13 protein-coding genes are annotated in these 16,183 nt (G+C 75.2%); 3 read left to right on the top strand and 10 right to left on the bottom strand.

Translation table 11 applies throughout. The annotated features are described in order from the left end of the window. Positions 1-5 precede the first annotated feature (5 nt). Entirely contained in the window at positions 6-707 is a 702-nt protein-coding gene (locus ACF1AK_RS27430; RefSeq protein ID WP_391501560.1) for a GNAT family N-acetyltransferase, read from the bottom strand. Next, a complete protein-coding gene (locus ACF1AK_RS27425; RefSeq protein ID WP_391501495.1) occupies positions 599-2,440 on the bottom strand; it encodes an IucA/IucC family protein in 1,842 nt (613 codons plus the stop codon). Before ACF1AK_RS27425 ends, ACF1AK_RS27430 begins: the two co-directional genes overlap by 109 nt. A gap of 327 nt (positions 2,441-2,767) precedes the next feature. On the opposite strand from ACF1AK_RS27425, the gene ACF1AK_RS27420 reads away from it, so the two are divergent. After that, positions 2,768-3,958 (top strand): trypsin-like serine peptidase, encoded by a 1,191-nt coding sequence (locus tag ACF1AK_RS27420; RefSeq protein ID WP_391501494.1) that lies wholly within the window; start codon positions 2,768-2,770, stop codon positions 3,956-3,958. Positions 3,959-4,036: 78 nt separating this feature from the next. Here the strand turns inward: ACF1AK_RS27420 and hflX are convergent, their stop codons facing one another. The 5 genes from hflX to miaA form a co-directional block, all read right to left on the bottom strand. Beyond that, a complete protein-coding gene (hflX, locus tag ACF1AK_RS27415) occupies positions 4,037-5,545 on the bottom strand; it encodes a GTPase HflX (RefSeq protein ID WP_391501493.1) in 1,509 nt (502 codons plus the stop codon). 150 nt (positions 5,546-5,695) lie between these two features. Further along, positions 5,696-7,996 carry a RelA/SpoT family protein gene (locus ACF1AK_RS27410; RefSeq protein WP_391501492.1) on the bottom strand — a complete coding sequence of 767 codons (2,301 nt, stop codon included), beginning with the start codon at positions 7,994-7,996 and terminating at the stop codon, positions 5,696-5,698. A 262-nt stretch (positions 7,997-8,258) separates the two neighbouring features. Further along, entirely contained in the window at positions 8,259-9,170 is a 912-nt protein-coding gene (gene dapF, locus ACF1AK_RS27405; protein WP_391501491.1) for a diaminopimelate epimerase, read from the bottom strand. A 70-nt stretch (positions 9,171-9,240) separates the two neighbouring features. Further along, positions 9,241-9,726, bottom strand: a complete 486-nt coding sequence (locus ACF1AK_RS27400) for a hypothetical protein (protein WP_391501490.1) — start codon at positions 9,724-9,726, stop codon at positions 9,241-9,243. A gap of 230 nt (positions 9,727-9,956) precedes the next feature. Further along, positions 9,957-10,916 (bottom strand): tRNA (adenosine(37)-N6)-dimethylallyltransferase MiaA, encoded by a 960-nt coding sequence (gene miaA / locus ACF1AK_RS27395; protein ID WP_391501489.1) that lies wholly within the window; start codon positions 10,914-10,916, stop codon positions 9,957-9,959. Between the two features lie 136 nt (positions 10,917-11,052). Here miaA and ACF1AK_RS27390 point away from each other — a divergent pair, with 136 nt between their 5' ends. Then, entirely contained in the window at positions 11,053-11,328 is a 276-nt protein-coding gene (locus ACF1AK_RS27390; protein WP_391501488.1) for an antitoxin, read from the top strand. Between the two features lie 51 nt (positions 11,329-11,379). On the opposite strand, the gene ACF1AK_RS27385 is transcribed toward ACF1AK_RS27390, so the two are convergent. Then, on the bottom strand, positions 11,380-12,078 hold the full coding sequence (locus ACF1AK_RS27385; RefSeq protein WP_391501487.1) for a class III extradiol dioxygenase subunit B-like domain-containing protein: 699 nt from the start codon (positions 12,076-12,078) through the stop codon (positions 11,380-11,382). A gap of 91 nt (positions 12,079-12,169) precedes the next feature. Next, the gene (miaB, locus tag ACF1AK_RS27380) at positions 12,170-13,672 is read right to left on the bottom strand and encodes a tRNA (N6-isopentenyl adenosine(37)-C2)-methylthiotransferase MiaB (RefSeq protein ID WP_391501486.1); all 1,503 of its coding nucleotides are present in this window, start codon (positions 13,670-13,672) and stop codon (positions 12,170-12,172) included. A gap of 74 nt (positions 13,673-13,746) precedes the next feature. On the opposite strand from miaB, the gene ACF1AK_RS27375 reads away from it, so the two are divergent. Next, positions 13,747-14,754 (top strand): TAXI family TRAP transporter solute-binding subunit, encoded by a 1,008-nt coding sequence (locus ACF1AK_RS27375; protein ID WP_391501485.1) that lies wholly within the window; start codon positions 13,747-13,749, stop codon positions 14,752-14,754. Between the two features lie 14 nt (positions 14,755-14,768). Here ACF1AK_RS27375 and ACF1AK_RS27370 read toward each other — a convergent pair whose 3' ends face one another. Beyond that, positions 14,769-16,181 carry a sensor histidine kinase gene (locus ACF1AK_RS27370; RefSeq protein ID WP_391501484.1) on the bottom strand — a complete coding sequence of 471 codons (1,413 nt, stop codon included), beginning with the start codon at positions 16,179-16,181 and terminating at the stop codon, positions 14,769-14,771. Positions 16,182-16,183 lie beyond the last annotated feature (2 nt).

The raw sequence follows: 16,183 nt of genomic DNA, 5'->3' as shown, positions 1-16,183 counted from the left end.
CAGTCCTAGGCGGGGTGCGGGGTGCGGTCGCGGACCATCAGGGCGGCCCGTTTGCCGGGCAGGTCGAGTTCGGCGGCGAGCCGGAAGCCGGCCCGGCGGAAGGCGTGGACGGAGCGCCGGTTGCGGACGTCGGGTTCGGCGACCACCCGGGCGCAGCGCGGCCGTTCCCGCAGGAGGCGGTCGGCGAGGGCGGCGAGCAGGGTGGTGCCGAGGCCCCGGCCGCGGCTGCCGGCGGGGCCGAGCAGCAGGTGGAGGCCGGTGTCGTGGGGCAGGGCCGGGTAGTGGGCGGCGAGCGGGTCGAGGTCGGCCCGGTAGACCTCCCAGTAGCTCATCGGGGTGCCGTCGAGCAGGCCGAGGCAGGGCCGGCTGTGCCCGTCGCCGTCGAGTTGGCCGCGCAGGTGCCGTTCGGTGACGGCGGGCGGGCCGGCGAGTTCCCAGAAGGCGGCGACCTCGGGGTCGTTCATCCAGCCGGTGAGCAGGGCGAGGTCGGCGGGGAGCCGGACGCCGCGCAGCCGGAACTCCCCGGCGGCGGTGGGCATGGGGCCCCACCCGGCCGGGTCCTCGGCCGTGCCCGGCCGGGCCGTCGTGCCGGTGGTGCTCATGCGCCGGCCACCGGGTTGGGGATGTCGACGTACACGGACTGGGTGGCGACCGGGCCGACCAGTTCGTCCAGTCCGTGGATCCGGGTGAGCAGGTTGGCCTTGCAGGGCAGGGTCGGCGCGTCCAGCAGCAGGCCGGGCAGCGCGGAGCCGGTGGCGGTGGCGGCGGGCCCGGCGAGGAAGCCCCGGAGCGCGGCCAGCAGCACGGTCTCGTCGGCGAGTTGCTGGGAGCCGAGCGCGCCGACCAGTCCGAGCACGTGGTTGATGCCCAGGTAGTAGGCGAAGTGGTGGTCGATCACCGGGTCGTCGAGGAAGGTGTCGCTGTGCGTGCCGAGGCCGGGCAGCCGGGCGGCGAGCCGGTCGGCGGCGCTCCGCCGGTAGTAGTAGCCCTGGTTGTCGCGGTAGCGGCCGCCCTGCGGCCAGCCGGCGGCGTCCAGCAGCACCAGGCTGTTCTGCTGGTGGGCCTCCAGGGCGATGCCGGCCACGCCGTCCAGCCACAGGACGGGCAGGACGACGGCGTCCAGGTAGCGCAGGAACCACTCGGCGGTCACCGTGGGCAGGGGGCGTCCGGTGCGGACGGCGAGCCTGCGCAGCAGGTCGCCCAGCCGGGAGGGGACGGCGGCGTCGGTGCCGCCGCGGGCGGTGTGCGGCCGTTCGGCGACCAGCCCGGCCACGCAGTAGGCGCGGTCCCCGGGGGCGAAGGGCTGGGCCCGCAGCACGGTGTCCAGGCCGCCGGGGTCCCCGAGCGCGGGGTGGTCGACGCCGATCCAGGCGGGGTCGCGGACGACGTCGAAGCCGGGGTGGACGGCCCGCCACTCGGCGCCCAGGCCGCTCTCCAGCAGCCGGTGCATCTCCAGGCCGCGGTGCAGCTCCTTGCGGAGGTTCTCCCGGCGGGAGTTGGTGATCCGCAGGCCGAGTGAGAGCTTGAGCATCCAGGGGGTGCCGGGCCGGTAGACGGTGCGCACCGAGGAGGTGGGGTACCAGGGGTCGCCGGCCGGGCCGAGGTCGTGCAGCCGGCCCTCGGCGAGCAGCGCGGCGACGGCGGGGCGGTGGGCGAGTTCGCGGGCCTGCCAGGGGTGCAGCGGCAGGGCGGCGGTACCGGGCGGCAGCAGGCCGGGGTCGTCGAGCAGCCGGGCGGTGATCCGGTCGGCGTCCTCGGCGACGGCGGAGCCGGCGGCGAGCAGGTCGCGGTCGACGGCCCACCAGTGCAGTTGGAAGGAGCCGTGCAGTTCGGGCGAGTAGGCGGCGCTCTGGGCGGGGCCGAGGCCGTCGCGGCTCTTCGGGGTGGGGTGCATCGGGTGGCCGAGCAGCAGGGACTGCTCGGCGGCGAGGAACTCGGAGCGCTCCGGTCCGCCGGGCACCGGGGCGGTGGCGGCGCGGTGGTGGGCGAGGATGTCGGCGGTGCGGACCGCCGAGTCGGCGACCCGCGCGGCGAGGTCGGCGATCTGCCCGGGGTCGGGCCGCTCGGCGGCCGCGGCGGCGAGCAGGGCGGCGGCGGTGACGGCGTCCACCGGGGCGTCGCCGAGGTCCCCGGCCTCGGCGGCCTCGCCGGCCGCGAGGGTGGCCGGGCCGAACCGGTGCCAGCCGGCCGGCGACCAGTGCCGGACCGGGGCGGAGAGCCGGGCGGCGCCGCCGAGGACAGCGATCCGCAGGTACCCGTCGGGGCCGGGGGCGGCGCCGGTCTCGCGGGCCCAGCAGCGCAGCAGGGCCTCCAGGGCGGCCTGTTCGGCGGCGACGGCCGGGTCCGGGTGGAGCAGCCGGTCGCAGGGGGCCGGGGCCGCGGTGGCGGCGGGCCGGCGGGCCGGGAGTCGGGGCGGGGCTCCGGTCAGGGCGGTGCTCAATGCTGCTCCTTGAGACGCGTGGAGTGCCGACGCGCAGGGGGTGGAGGGAACTGCCGGGCGCTCGCACCGTCGCGTCAGGTAAGGGTTACCTATCCCTGAGGGGTGATCACAAGGACCGCTCACTCGTCCGGGTGAAGATCGGTGATTGTTCCGCCCGGAAGGGAAGCGGGTGGTCCGCCGCACGACGGGCCGCCGGTGCGGGTCACGGATCGGTGACCTCCCTCCGGCAGCGGAACCCGGGGGCCGCCCGGGGCCGTCCTGGTCGCCAGTGGCAGACTCCAGGACGGCGGTCCGCCGCCCACACCGAACTACCAGGGGGACAGCACCATGCCAGCGATCCACCGGTCAGCCGCGGCGGCGCTCCTCGCCGCGGGGACCCTGTTCGCCGTCACCGCCTGCGGCCCGGACGGGCCTTCGGGCGGGAGCACCGCCGCGCCACCGCCCTCCGGCGGCTCCACCGGGTCCGCCTCCGCCACCGCCGCGGGGGGCGGCAGTGGCGTGATCGGCGGCATCACCCTGCCCTCGGGCCTTCCGACCGGCCTGTTGGAGGGCCTGCCCAAGAGCTGGGACGACCTGACGAAGTGGAAGTTCGAGGACTGGGACAACTGGGCGTCCAAGCACGTCTTCAACAACCCGATCGTCAAGGACTTCTGGAACCCGGACAAGATGGGCGACTCCAAGCCGGCCGACCCGGCGCCGCCCACCGCCAAGCCCGCCGACGACGCCGGGGTCACCGACCCCGAGCCGCCGGTGGTGAAGGCCGTGACGGTTCCGCGCCCGTACACCAAGCAGCCCTCCGGGAAGGTCTTCTTCTCGGCCGAGGGCGGCCGCGGCAACTGCTCGGCCACCGTGATCCAGGACCCGGCGCGCCCCGGGAAGAGCAACCTGGTCTGGACGGCCGGCCACTGCGTCCACCCGGGCAAGGGCGGCAACTACTTCAAGGACCTGGTCTTCGTCCCGGCCTACAACAACTCGGGCGCCTCCAGCGGCGGCAAGAAGGCCCCGCTGGCCGAGCTGGCGCCGCTCGGCACCTGGTGGGCCAAGGACGTGGTGACCTCGCCGCAGTGGCTGGTCGAGGGCGGCGGCACCGGTGACGCGGCGAACCAGTACGACTTCGCGATCATGCGGGTGAGCAACCAGAACGACACCGGCAAGTCGCTGGAGGAGACGGTCGGCGGCGCCGTCCCGGTCTGGTTCGACGCGCCGCGCGACAAGCTCGCCGTCACGGCGGTCGGCTACCCGCTGTACAAGCCGTTCGACGGCCAGGAGCTCTACAAGTGCGAGGGCGGGAAGCCGACCCGGCTCTCCTTCGACCCGAAGCGCCCGTCGATGCTCACCATAGGCTGCAACATGACCCAGGGCTCCAGCGGCGGCGGCTGGTTCGCGCCGATGCCGGACGGGAAGCTCGCGCTGGTCTCCAACACCTCGATCGGCACCCAGGAGCACACCTCGCTGAGCGGGCCCTACCTGGAGACGGTCGCCAAGCAGGCGCTGGACTGGATCGCGAAGAAGAAGTAGCCGGGCCGCCGGACACGGGACGGGCCCCGGTTCCCCCTCACGGGAGGGAACCGGGGCCCGTTCGCGCGCTGCGGCGGCTCAGCCCTGCGGCGTCAGCGCCACCGCGAAGTGCTCCAGCTCGGCGGCCAGCTCGGCCGGCACCTTGGCGTGCAGCAGGGTGCCCTCGCCGGTGTGCTCGGCGGAGAGCAGCTCGCCCTCGGCGTGCACCCGGGACACCAGCGCGCCCTGGGTGTACGGCACGAGCGCGTGCACCTCGACGGCCGGGCGCGGCAGCTCGTCGTCGATGAGCTTGAGCAGCTCGTCGATGCCCTCGCCGGTGCGGGCCGACACCACGATGGCGTGCGGCTCGCGGCGCAGCAGGCGCTGCAGGACGTGCGGATCGGCAGCGTCGGCCTTGTTGATCACCACGATCTCCGGCACGTTCTGCGCGTCGACCGAGACGACCACCTCGCGCACGGCGGCCAGCTGCGTCTCCGGCTCGGGGTGCGAGCCGTCCACCACGTGCAGGATGAGGTCGGCGTCGCCGACCTCCTCCATGGTGGAGCGGAACGCCTCGACCAGGTGGTGCGGCAGGTGCCGGACGAAGCCGACGGTGTCGGCCAGGGTGTAGACCCGGCCGCTCGGGGTCTGCGCCCGGCGCACGGTCGGGTCGAGGGTGGCGAACAGCGCGTTCTCCACCAGCACGCCCGCGCCGGTGAGCCGGTTGAGCAGGGAGGACTTCCCGGCGTTGGTGTAGCCGGCGATGGCCACCGACGGCACCTGGTGGCGCCGGCGCTCCTGGCGCTTGGTGTCGCGGCCCTTCTTCATGTCGGCGATCTCCCTGCGGAGCTTCGCCATCTTCTCGCGGATCCGGCGCCGGTCGGTCTCGATCTTGGTCTCACCGGGACCACGGGTCGCCATGCCGCCGCCGGACGAGCCGGAGCCACCGCCACCCATCTGCCGGGAGAGCGACTGGCCCCAGCCCCGCAGCCGCGGCAGCATGTACTGCATCTGCGCGAGCGAGACCTGCGCCTTGCCCTCGCGGGACTTGGCGTGCTGGGCGAAGATGTCCAGGATCAGGGCCGTCCGGTCGACGACCTTGACCTTGACCACGTCCTCCAGGTGGATCAGCTGGCCCGGGGTGAGCTCACCGTCGCAGACCACGGTGTCCGCCCCGGTGGAGGCGACGATGTCGCGCAGCTCCTGCGCCTTGCCGGAGCCGATGTAGGTGGCCGCGTCGGGCTTGTCACGGCGCTGGATGACGCCGTCCAGCACCTCGGAACCGGCCGTCTCGGCCAGTGCGGCGAGCTCGGCCATCGAGTTCTCCGCCTCCTCCAGCGTGCCGTCGGTCCAGACGCCGACGAGCACCACGCGCTCCAGCCGGAGCTGGCGGTACTCGACCTCGGTGACGTCCTGGAGTTCGGTGGAGAGGCCGGCGACACGGCGCAGCGCGGCGCGCTCGCTGCGGTCGTACTGGTCGCCGTCGAAGTGGTGGCCGAGGTCCTCGTCGATGGCCGCGAGGTCCTCGTCCATGAGGGCTTCCGCCCGCAGACCGTCGAGGCGGCGCGGGGCGTCGGCGTGGTCGCGGGTGTCGAACGTGGAGGTCATTCTGTCCTTCGGCTGCTGGGAACGGGTGGCCTGTGCGCGACCGTACGGACGGTCGTGCCCGGAGTCTGCCCAGCTGCCGCCCCGTCTACCACTCGGGCGAGGTGTGAGCTACCCCTCGGGGCCGCGGTCCGGGCTGAGACTCCAGCCCGGTCAACGCCGCGGTCCGGCCGTGAATTCCCCATGATGGTCGCACGCCGGGCGGGCGCGGGTCATCCGCATTTCCTCCGGCCGCGCCGGGGTGTCCGCCGGGACGTGCGGGGCGCGGCCCGGACCGCCGCCCGCCGGGGCGTGCGGGCGCTCCACGTCGTACACCCCGGAGACCCGCAGCATGGCCCGCAGCACGGCGGCCAGCGCGGCCGGGTCCGGCAGCTCGACGGTGTAGGTGTGCCGCACCCGCAGCTCCTGCGGCGGCTCCACCTCGGCCGCGACGATCCCGACGCCCTCCGCCGAGATGGCGGCCGTGAGGTCGGCCAGCAGCCGGGGCCGGTTCAGCGCCTCGGCCCGCAGGGTGGCCCGGTAGCCGTCCGCCGGGGCGCCGCCGGGCCGCCAGCGGACCTCCAGGGCGCCGCGCCCGTCGGCCCGCATCCGCTCCCCCGCCGGACAGCCGGACCGGTGCACGGCGACCGCGCCGCCGCGGATCGGGTAGCCGTCGATCTCGTCCGGGGGCACCGGGGTGCAGCAGCGGGCCAGCCGGACGGGCGCCCCGGGGCGGCCGGCCACGGTGACCGGGGCGGCGGGCCGGTCCCCGGGGACCGGGCGGCCGGGGGGCGCGGGCTGCCCGGCGGACGGTCCGGTGCGCACCACCGGGCGGCGCGGCGGGTGGTCGCCCGGGTGGTCGGCCAGCCAGCGCTCGATGGCGAGCCGGGCGGCCGGGGTGCGGGCGTGCGCCAGCCACTCCGGCGCCGGGCCGGCGGTCTCCTCCGTGAGGACGGCCACCCGGTCGCCGTCGTGGAGGACGGTGGAGAGCGCGGCGAGCCGGCCGTTCACCCGGGCCCCGATGCAACGGTGGCCTACCTGCTCGCCGAGCAGGTAGGCGGCGTCCACACAGGTGGCGCCGGCCCGGAGCTGAAGCGTTTCGCCACGCTCGGTGACCACGGTGATCTCGCGGTCCCCGGCCAGGTCGGCGGTGAGCGCGGACCAGAAGGCGTCCGGGTCCGGGGTCTCCTGCTGCCACTCCAGCAGGCGGGAGAGCCAGCCGGGCCGGGCCGGGTCGGTGCGGTCCAGCTCGTCGCGGCCCTGGTCGCCGCCGGTCCCGGGCTGGCGGGGGTCGCCGAGCGCGACCACCCCGGTCTCGGCGACCTCGTGCATCCGCCGGGTGCGCACCAGCACCTCGACCACCTCGCCGCCGGCCAGCGCCACCGCGGTGTGCAGCGACTGGTAGAGGTTGAACTTCGGCGCGGCCACGAAGTCCTTGAACTCCCCCGGCAGCGGTGTCCAGCAGGTGTGCAGCTCGCCGAGCACCGCGTAGCAGTCGGCGTTCTCCTCCACCACCACCAGCAGCCGCCCGAAGTCGGCCGGCTGCGGCTCCTGCGGCCGGCCGTCCGGCCCGGGGGCGGCGTGCCGCTTGAGCAGCACCCGGTGCAGCGAGACGCAGTGCCGGGGGCGGACGGTGACCTCGGCGGCGATCCCGGCCTCGGCGAGCTGGCGGGCCAGGATCCGGGCGAACGGCGCCAGCAGGGTGTCCGGGCCGGCCTCGTGCCGCCCGAGCAGGGCGCGGGTGCGGGCGTGCTCCTCGGGGTGCAGGGTGGCGAAGACGATGTCCTCCAGCTCCGCCTTGAGCACCTGGATGCCGAGCCGCTCGGCCAGCGGGATCAGTACGTCCCGGGTGACCTTGGCGATCCGCACCTGGCTGGCCGGCTTCATGTGCCGGATGGTGCGCATGTTGTGCAGCCGGTCGGCGAGCTTGATGACCATCACCCGGACGTCGTCCCCGGTGGCCACCAGCATCTTGCGGAAGGTCTCCGCCTCGGCCGCCGCGCCGAAGTCGACCTTCTCCAGCTTCGTCACCCCGTCGACCAGGTAGGCGACTTCGGGGCCGAACTCCTCGGCGACCTGCTCCAGCGTCAACTCGGTGTCCTCGACCGTGTCGTGGAGCAGCGAGGCGACCAATGTGGTCGTCCCGGCGCCGAGTTGGGCCAGGATCATGGTGACGGCCAGCGGGTGGGTGATGTACGGCTCGCCGCTCTTGCGCTTCTGGCCGCGGTGGCTCGCCTCGGCCAGCCGGTAGGCGCGGCCGAGCAGGCCGAGGTCGGCCTGCGGGTGGTGCCGGCGGTGGGCCTGGACCAGCGGTTCGAGGGCGTCCGGCACCGGCGGGCGGCCGGTGGCCAGCAGCGCGGCGCGCCCGGCGCGGCCGAGCGCGGCCCGGCCCAGCCCGCCGAGCGGGCGCCTGGGCCCGGCTTGCCGTGCGGACGTCGGCTGCCCCGCCAGGGGCTGCCCGGCTTCGATGGTCATCGGCACCTCCGGCAGCAGTACCGGGGGCGTGGGCCGACCCGGTGGTCCATGCTACCGAGCAGAGCACGTTCCGCGGGGCCCCGCTTCCCGTCCGTCAGAGGTCTCACCCGAACGGGGGGATTCGATCCCGGACGAATTGGGCAAACGCGGGCCGGTTGTTGACCCGGTCCGCACGGCCGTCCGGACGCCGCCGGGTGACGGCGGGTCAGCGGACCGGGCGGTCCGGCGGGCCGGGCCGGGCCGGGAGAGCAGGCCGGGAGGGTCAGGCCGGCCGGACCAGCGCCGACCAGGCCGGGTCCAGCTCGCCGCGGGCCACGATGACCGCCGGGCCGGTCTTCTCCACCCGGCCGTCCGGGTACTCGGTGATCGTCAGCCGGCCGCCCAGCACGTCCACCGTGTACGTCACCGCCTCGCCGGTGACCGCCGGGTCCACGCCGTCCCGGCGGGCGGCGGCCACCGCGACGGCGCACGCGCCGGTGCCGCAGGAGCGGGTCTCGCCGGAGCCGCGCTCGTGCACCCGCATCGCGACGTGCCGCGGGCCCCGGTCCACCACGAACTCGACGTTGACGCCCTCCGGGTAGGCCCCCTCGGGGCTCACCGGCGGCGCGGTCCGCAGGTCACCGGCGTGGTCCAGGCTCTCGACGAACGCGACCGCGTGCGGATTGCCCATGTTGACGTTCAGGGCCGGCCAGCTGCGCCCGCCGACCGACACCTCGATCCCGTCCGGACCGGGCAGCAGGGCCCGCCCCATGTCGACGGTGATCTCGCCGGGCGTGCCGTCCTCGGCGGTCTCGGCGACCCGCACGGTGCGCAGCCCGGCCCGGGTGGCCACCGGCAGCTCGCCCGGCTTCGCCAGCCCGGCGTCCACCAGGTAGCGGGCGAAGACCCGGACGCCGTTGCCGCACATCTCGCCGATCGAGCCGTCGGAGTTGCGGTAGTCCATGAACCACTCGGCCCGGTCGGCCTGGCCGGCCGCCACCGGGTCGGCGGCGGAGCGCACCACGCGCAGCAGCCCGTCGCCGCCGATGCCCGCGCGGCGGTCGCACAGCGCGGCCACGGCCTCGGGGCCGATGGCCAGCCGGCCGTCCGGGTCGGGGACGATCACGAAGTCGTTCTGGGTGCCGTGCCCCTTGAGGAAGGGGAGGCCGGCGGGCTGCGCGGAGGATGCGGTCACCCTCCCGATGGTACCGAGGAGCGAGGGAGCGGCGCCGTCCGGTTCCGGTCCGCGGACGAAGACCTCCCGCTCAGCCCCTGGAGAGCCGGACCACCCGGTACAGGGCCAGCGCACAGGCGGCCAGCACGATCAGCGTGTAGATCACGATCGCCTTCCACCCGGCCCGCTCGCCGGTGCCGCGGCGCGGCAGGCCCGGCCACTTGTACCCCGCGTGGCGGGCCGCCATCGCGCCCCAGCCGAGCGAGGCCGCGGTGAGCAGCAGGCCGAGCATCCCGATCATCGCGGACCCGCCCCCGGCCGAGCCGAAGGCCAGCGGGAAGGCGAACATCAGCGAGCCCGTGGTGGCCAGCAGGGCGATCGGCAGGGTCTGCCACCAGCGCAGCCGGCGGCGCGGCCGGATCTCCCGCTCGTGCACCGCGCCGGCGGGGGCGCGGGTGTCCAGGGCCGGCAGCCCGACCGCGTAGGAGGTGGGCGCGTCCAGGCCGGGCAGCACCGGCAGGTCGGGCAGCGTCGAGGCGTCGAGGCCGCCGGTTTCGGGGCCGGTACCCGTGGACACGCGGCCTCCCCTGACAGTTCGACACGAGCGCGGGACTCGCGGCCGGACACGGTCGGCCCAGCCGGGCCGCCCCTTACTGACATCGATGATGGCATGTCCAGCGTGGCGTTCCGGGCCTGACCGGGGCCGACGGGTGATCCGTGGCCATCACGTGATCCGGCCGTGACCGCCATGCCGTCCTGCACGCCCGTCTGCGCGCGCAACTGCACCGCCGGATGGCCGGAAAGCGCCTACCGGACGGCGGCTTCCTGACGGCCGATCAGCTCCAGCGAGCGGTCCAGCAGCTCCACCGGGTCGGTTCCGGCCGGCCGCGCCAGCCAGTGGATCCGGTCGTCGCGGCGGAACCAGGACTCCTGCCGGCGGGCGAACCGCTTGGTCGCGCGGACCGTCTCGGCACGCGCCTCGTCCTCCGTGCAGCCGCCCGCGAAGTGGTCCAGCACCTGCTGGTAGCCGAGCGCCCGGGAGGCCGTCCGCCCTTCGCGCAGTCCGGCCTTCTCCAGCTCCCGCACCTCCTCCAGCAGCCCGGCCCGCCACATCCGGTCGACCCGCAGGGTGATCCGCTCGTCCAGCTCGGGGCGCGGTACGGCGACGCCGATCTGCACCGCGTCGTACACGGCGGTGTTGCCCGGCAGGTTGGCGGTGAACGGCTGCCCGGTGATCTCGATGACCTCCAGCGCCCGGACGATCCGCCGCCCGTTGCTCGTCAGGATCGCCCCGGCCGCGGCCGGGTCCAGCCCGGCCAGCCGGCGGTGCAGCGCGTACGGACCGGCCTGCTCCAGCTCGGCCTCCAGCCGGGCGCGGACCGCCGGGTCGGTGCCCGGGAACTCCATCTCGTCGATCGCCGCCCGGACGTACAGGCCGGAGCCGCCGACCAGGACGGGGGTGCGGCCGGCCGCGAGCAGCCGGTCCATCTCGGCCCGGGCCAGCCGCTGGTACTCGGCCACGCTGGCGGCCTCGGTGACGGGCCAGATGTCCAGCAGGTGGTGCGGGATGCCGCCGCGCTCCTCCTCGGTGAGCTTGGCCGTGCCGATGTCCATGCCGCGGTAGAGCTGCATCGAGTCGGTGTTGATCACCTCGCCGCCGAGGGCGCGGGCCAGGGCGACGGCCAGGTCGGACTTCCCGGCGGCGGTCGCGCCGACGACCGAGACGACGCGGGGGCGGGCGGACGGGGCGGTGGTGGGGCTGCTCACCGGTCAAGTCTGCCAGGGAACGCCGGGCCGCCGGCGGCCCGGCCGGTTGCACCCGGTTTCCACCGGCCCGTCCCGTTGCGAACGGTTCCGCCCTGACGGACGTTGTGAGGAGGACAGAGAGGAAGGATGAGGCGTCATGGGTCTGATGGACAACCTCAAGGGCAAGGCCGAGGAGCTCAAGGGCAAGGCCAGCGAGTTCGCCGGCAAGCACAGCGACCAGATCGGGAGCGCGGTGGAGAAGGCCGGCGGCGCGATCGACAAGGCCACCAAGGGCAAGTACACCGAGAAGATCGAGCACGGCACCAGCAAGGCCAAGGGTGCCGTGGACGACTTCGCCCACAAGCCCGGCGAGCCCGGTGAGCCCGGCACGCCCGGCACGCCGGCGGGCGGCGCCCCGGGCCCGGGCGCCTGACCCGTTCGGCGGGCCGCGGGCCGGGCTCCTGGCGGCCGGGGCCCGGCGGGCTCAGCTCCAGGAGGCGACCAGGTACCCCACGCCGTACGGCGCGTCCTGGTACCCCAGCCGCGCGGTGAGGCCGGCGCCCTCGGCGGCGCCGGCCAGCACCTGCCAGGGCGCCCGGCCCTCGGCCTTGAGCTCGGCGGCCAGTCCCGCGTCCAGGGCGGCCAGCGCGGCGGTGTCCGCCGAGCCCAGCGCCCGGGCGATCCCGGCGTCGAATCCCTCGGCACGCTCGTCCAGGTAGCCGGGCGCCTTCAGCGAGCGGCAGGCGCTGCCGTCCCCCATCACCAGCAGCCCGACCCGGTCGGCCAGCCCGGCCAGGCCCTGGCCCAGCCCGAGCATCCGGTCGGCGGGCGCGTCGGCGGGCACCGCGCAGGCGTGCGTCGGCAGGGTCGCCCCGGCCCGCCCGAGCAGCCAGGCACCGACGGTCAGCGAGGGCGCCAGCTCCGGCCCCTCGGCCCGGCCGCCCGGCAGCGCGGCCACCAGCGGCACGCCGTACCGGTGGAACGAACCGGCTCCGCCCTCGGTCCACACCTCGGCCTCCGCCCCGGTGCCGACCACCACCAGCAGCTCCGGCGCGGCCGCGAGGACCACCCCGAGCGCCTCGTCGCAGGCCGCGCGGAGCGGCTCCAGCTCGGCCGCCGCCCCGGCGGCGACCTCCGGGACGAGCAGCGGCGGACAGGGGCAGACGGCGGCGGCAACCAGCATGTGGATCACTCTAGCCAAGAACGCCGGACGGCCCGGCAGGACCGGAAGGTCCCGCCGGGCCGCACCCGCGCCACGGCGCGGCCGGCCGGGGTCAGTCCCCGCAGCAGGCGCCACCGGCCGGGGCGGCGAGCGGGAGGGCCGCCGGGGCGCCGATCGACGGCAGGCCCAGCATCACGCCGGCCGGCTTGGCGGCGGGCGCGGCCTGGCGCTTCTCCCAGGCGTCACCCGCGCGGGTGCGGCGCACCGCGAGCGCGGGGCCCTCGGCCAGCAGGTGGTGCGGGGCGGCGTAGGTGATCTCCACGGTGACCATGTCGCCCGGGCGGACCGGCTCGGCGGGCCGGGTGAAGTGCACCAGCCGGTTGTCCGGGGCGCGCCCGGAGAGCCGGTCGGTCCTGTCGTCCTTCTTGCCCTCGCCCTCGGCGACCAGGATCTCCAGGGTGCGGCCGACCTGCTTCTTGTTCTCCTCCCAGGAGATCTCCTCCTGGAGGGCGATCAGCCGGTCGTAGCGGGCCTGGACGACCGCCTTCGGGACCTGGCCGTCCATCTCGGCGGCCGGGGTGCCCGGGCGCTTGGAGTACTGGAAGGTGAAGGCGTTGGTGAAGCGGGCCTCGCGGACGACCTTCATGGTCTCCTCGAAGTCCTCCTCGGTCTCGCCGGGGAAGCCCACGATGATGTCGGTGGAGATGGCCGCGTCCGGCATCGCCTCGCGCACCTTGCGGATGATGCCGAGGAAGCGCTCCTGCCGGTAGGAGCGGCGCATCGCCTTGAGGACGGTGTCGGAGCCGGACTGCAGCGGCATGTGCAGCTGGTGCATCACGTTCGGGGTCTCGGCCATCGCGGCGATCACGTCGTCGGTGAAGTCGCGCGGGTGCGGCGAGGTGAAGCGGATCCGCTCCAGGCCCTCGATCTGCCCGGCGGCGCGCAGCAGCTTGGAGAACGCCTCGCGGTCGCCCAGGTCGGAGCCGTAGGCGTTGACGTTCTGGCCGAGCAGGGTGACCTCGATGACGCCCTCGTCGACCAGCGCCTCGATCTCGGCGAGGACGTCGCCGGGGCGGCGGTCCTCCTCCTTGCCGCGCAGCGCGGGGACGATGCAGAAGGTGCAGGTGTTGTTGCAGCCGACCGAGATCGCGACCCACGCGGCGTAGGCGGACTCGCGGCGGGTGGGCAGCGTGGAGGGGAAGGTCTCCAGCGACTCCAGGATCTCGACCTGCGCCTTGCGCTCGACCGCGGCCCGCTCCAGCAGGGCCGGCAGGTGGCCGATGTTGTGGGTGCCGAACACCACGTCGACCCACGGGGCCTTGCGGACGATGGTGTCGCGGTCCTTCTGCGCCAGGCAGCCGCCGACGGCGATCTGCATGCCCCGGTGCCGGCTCTTGACCGGCGCCAGCTGCCCGAGGTTGCCGTACAGCTTGTTGTCGGCGTTCTCCCGCACCGCGCAGGTGTTGAACACCACCAGGTCGGGGTCGCCGTCCTTCTCCGCCTTGACGTACCCCGCGTCCTCCAGCAGCCCGGAGAGCCGCTCGGAGTCATGGACGTTCATCTGGCAGCCGTACGTGACGACCTTGTAGCTCTTCGATCCGCTGTCACCGCTCACCCGACCAGGGTACGGGCAGCCGTGGAGCAACTTTCCCCTCCCGTTCTCCCCGGGCACCTGGCACTATCCCTTCCATGGCCCCCCGTCCCCCCTCCCGCCTCCGCGCCGCGGCCCGCCGGCCGCTGTGGCGGATCGTGCTGGCCCTGGTGCTGGTGCTCACGGCGCTGGGCGGCTGGTGGCTGTCGGAGACCGGCTCGACCGGCCGCCCGCGCGGCGAGACCAGGCTGGCCACCGGCGTCAAGCAGGGGGTGTACGACCGGTACGGGCAGCTGCTGGACGCCCACCTCGCCGGGGCGATGCCCGGGGTGCGGCTGGAGCTGGACAACTCCGAGGGCTCGATCGACAACCTGGCCCGGGTCACCTCGGGCCGGGACGACTTCGCGATCGCCACCGCCGACTCGGTGGCCCAGTACACCGGCCCCGGCCGGGAGAAGCTGCGGGCCATCGCCCGGCTCTACGACGACTACCTGCAGCTGGTCGTGCCGGCCGACTCCCCCGTGCAGCGCGCCGCCGACCTCAAGGGCCTGCGGGTCGGCGTCGGCCAGTCGCTCTCCGGCGTGAACCTGGTGACCCGCCGGCTGCTGGCGGCGGCCGCGCTGGACCCGGACCGCGACATCAAGCCGGCCTTCCTGGGCATCGGCGACGCGGCGAACGGGCTGCGGACCGGGCAGCTGGACGCGTTCTTCTGGTCCGGCGGCCTGCCGACCAGCGCGCTCACCGAGCTGTCCGAACACGTCCGGATCCGGATCGTGCCGCTGGGCGACCTCGCCGAGGCGGTCCACCAGGTCGAGGGCGGCGGGACGGACGCCTACCGGGCGGCCACCATGCCGAAGGGCACCTACCCCAACGCCGAGCCCAAGGACGCGGTCGCCACCGTGGCCGTGCCCAATCTGCTGATCACCCGGGCCGACGTGGACGACGACCTGGTCCAGGGCATGACCCGGGCGGTGATCGACAGCCGCGACCAGATCGGCGCCCAGGTGCACGCCGCCCAGCTGGTCGACCTGCGCACCGCCGTCTACACCGACCCGCTGCCGCTCCACGAGGGCGCGGCCCGCTACTACCGCTCGGTGAAGCCCTAGGGTCCGCCTCAGCGCTAGGTGCGGCCGGCCCGGGGCACCGCGAGGGTGACGGCGAGGCCGGAGGGGGTGGCGGTGCCGAAGGAGAGCGAGCCGCCGGCCGCCTGGAGCAGGGTGCGGGCGATCGACAGCCCGAGGCCCGAGCCGTCCACGTTCTGGTGGCGGGCGCTGCGCCAGAAGCGGTCACCGGCCCGGGCCAGCTCCTCCTCGGTGAGGCCGGGCCCCTGGTCGGAGACGGTCACCGCGACCTCCTCGCGCCGCACCGCGACCAGCACCCGCACCCGGCTCCCCCCGGGGCCGAACTTCAGCGCGTTGTCGAGCACCGCGTCCAGCGCGCTGCCGAAGCCGATCGGGTCGGCCAGGCCGAGCGCCAGCGCCGGGCCCTCCCAGACCAGCTCGATCCCGCGCTGCGCGGCCAGCGGCCGCCAGGCGTCCACCCGCTCCAGGGTGAGCACGGCCAGGTCGGTGGGCTCGGGTTCGGGCCGGGCGTGCTCGGCGGTGGCCAGCCCGAGCAGGTCGTCCAGCACCCGGGCCAGCCGCACGCCCTCCTCGCGGACCCCGCCGAGCTCCTCCTCGTGCCCCTCCGGCAGCTCCAGGCCCAGCACCTCGACCCGCAGCAGCAGTGCCGCCAGCGGGTTGCGCAGCTGGTGCGAGGTGTCGGCGACGAAGGCCTTCTGCTGGTCCAGGGCGAGCACCACGTGGTCGGCCATCTCGTTGAACGAGCGGGCGAGCCGCTGCAGCTCCGGCGGCCCGCCGCCGGGCGCCACCCGGGCGTTCATCCGGCCGGTGGCGATGTCGTGGGTGGCCCGGTCCAGGGTGCGCACCGGGCGCAGCACCCATTCGGTGAGCCGGGCGGCGAGCAGCACCGCGACGATCATCGCGGCCGCCTCGCCGGCCCCGATCACCAGCCACTTGCGCACCACCCGGGCCCGCAGCGCGCCGGTCGGGGACTCGCTGAGCACCACGGCGACCACGTCGCCGTCGCGGACCACCGGGGTGGCGACGGTGAGCGTGCGGTCCGGGGTCCACGGCCAGACCTGCGGCGGGTTGTGGCTGCGCCGGCCGTCCAGCGCCTCCTGGAAGGCCTGCTCGCCCCAGCCCTCGGCGGGCACCCGCCAGTCGCCCGGGGCCACCGCGATCGGGGCGCCGTCGCGCTGGAAGATGCCGATCCGCACCCCGTAGAGCTCGTGGTAGCGCGCCACCTCGGCGTCCAGCGCGTGCCGGCGGCTGAGGTCGCCCTTGAGCGCCGACTCCAGGCCGGAGAGGCCGGAGGTCGGCAGGTCCTGGGCGAACCGGGCGGCGTCGTCGAGCCGGTCGACGACCACCCGGCTCTGCTCGGCGGCCGCGAACGCCGCCGCGAGCGGCAGTCCGAGCGCGGCGAGCACGCAGAGCATCAGCGAGAGCAGGATGCCGAGCAGGCGGGTGCGCACGT

It is taken from the genome of Kitasatospora sp. NPDC015120 (assembly GCF_043080305.1).
GTDB lineage: Bacteria > Actinomycetota > Actinomycetes > Streptomycetales > Streptomycetaceae > Kitasatospora.
Note: the sequence above shows the minus strand (reverse complement) of the source record. Positions and strands in the feature narration are given on the sequence as shown.

Excerpts from the sequence above, each read along its gene's own strand:
- ACF1AK_RS27420 (WP_391501494.1), top strand. The coding sequence starts at position 2,768 with ATGCCAGCGATCCACCGGTCAGCCGCGGCGGCGCTCCTCGCCGCGGGG.
- hflX (WP_391501493.1), bottom strand. The coding sequence starts at position 5,545 with ATGACCTCCACGTTCGACACCCGCGACCACGCCGACGCCCCGCGCCGC.
- ACF1AK_RS27410 (WP_391501492.1), bottom strand. The coding sequence starts at position 7,996 with ATGACCATCGAAGCCGGGCAGCCCCTGGCGGGGCAGCCGACGTCCGCA.
- ACF1AK_RS27390 (WP_391501488.1), top strand. The coding sequence starts at position 11,053 with ATGGGTCTGATGGACAACCTCAAGGGCAAGGCCGAGGAGCTCAAGGGC.
- ACF1AK_RS27385 (WP_391501487.1), bottom strand. The coding sequence starts at position 12,078 with ATGCTGGTTGCCGCCGCCGTCTGCCCCTGTCCGCCGCTGCTCGTCCCG.
- ACF1AK_RS27375 (WP_391501485.1), top strand. The coding sequence starts at position 13,747 with ATGGCCCCCCGTCCCCCCTCCCGCCTCCGCGCCGCGGCCCGCCGGCCG.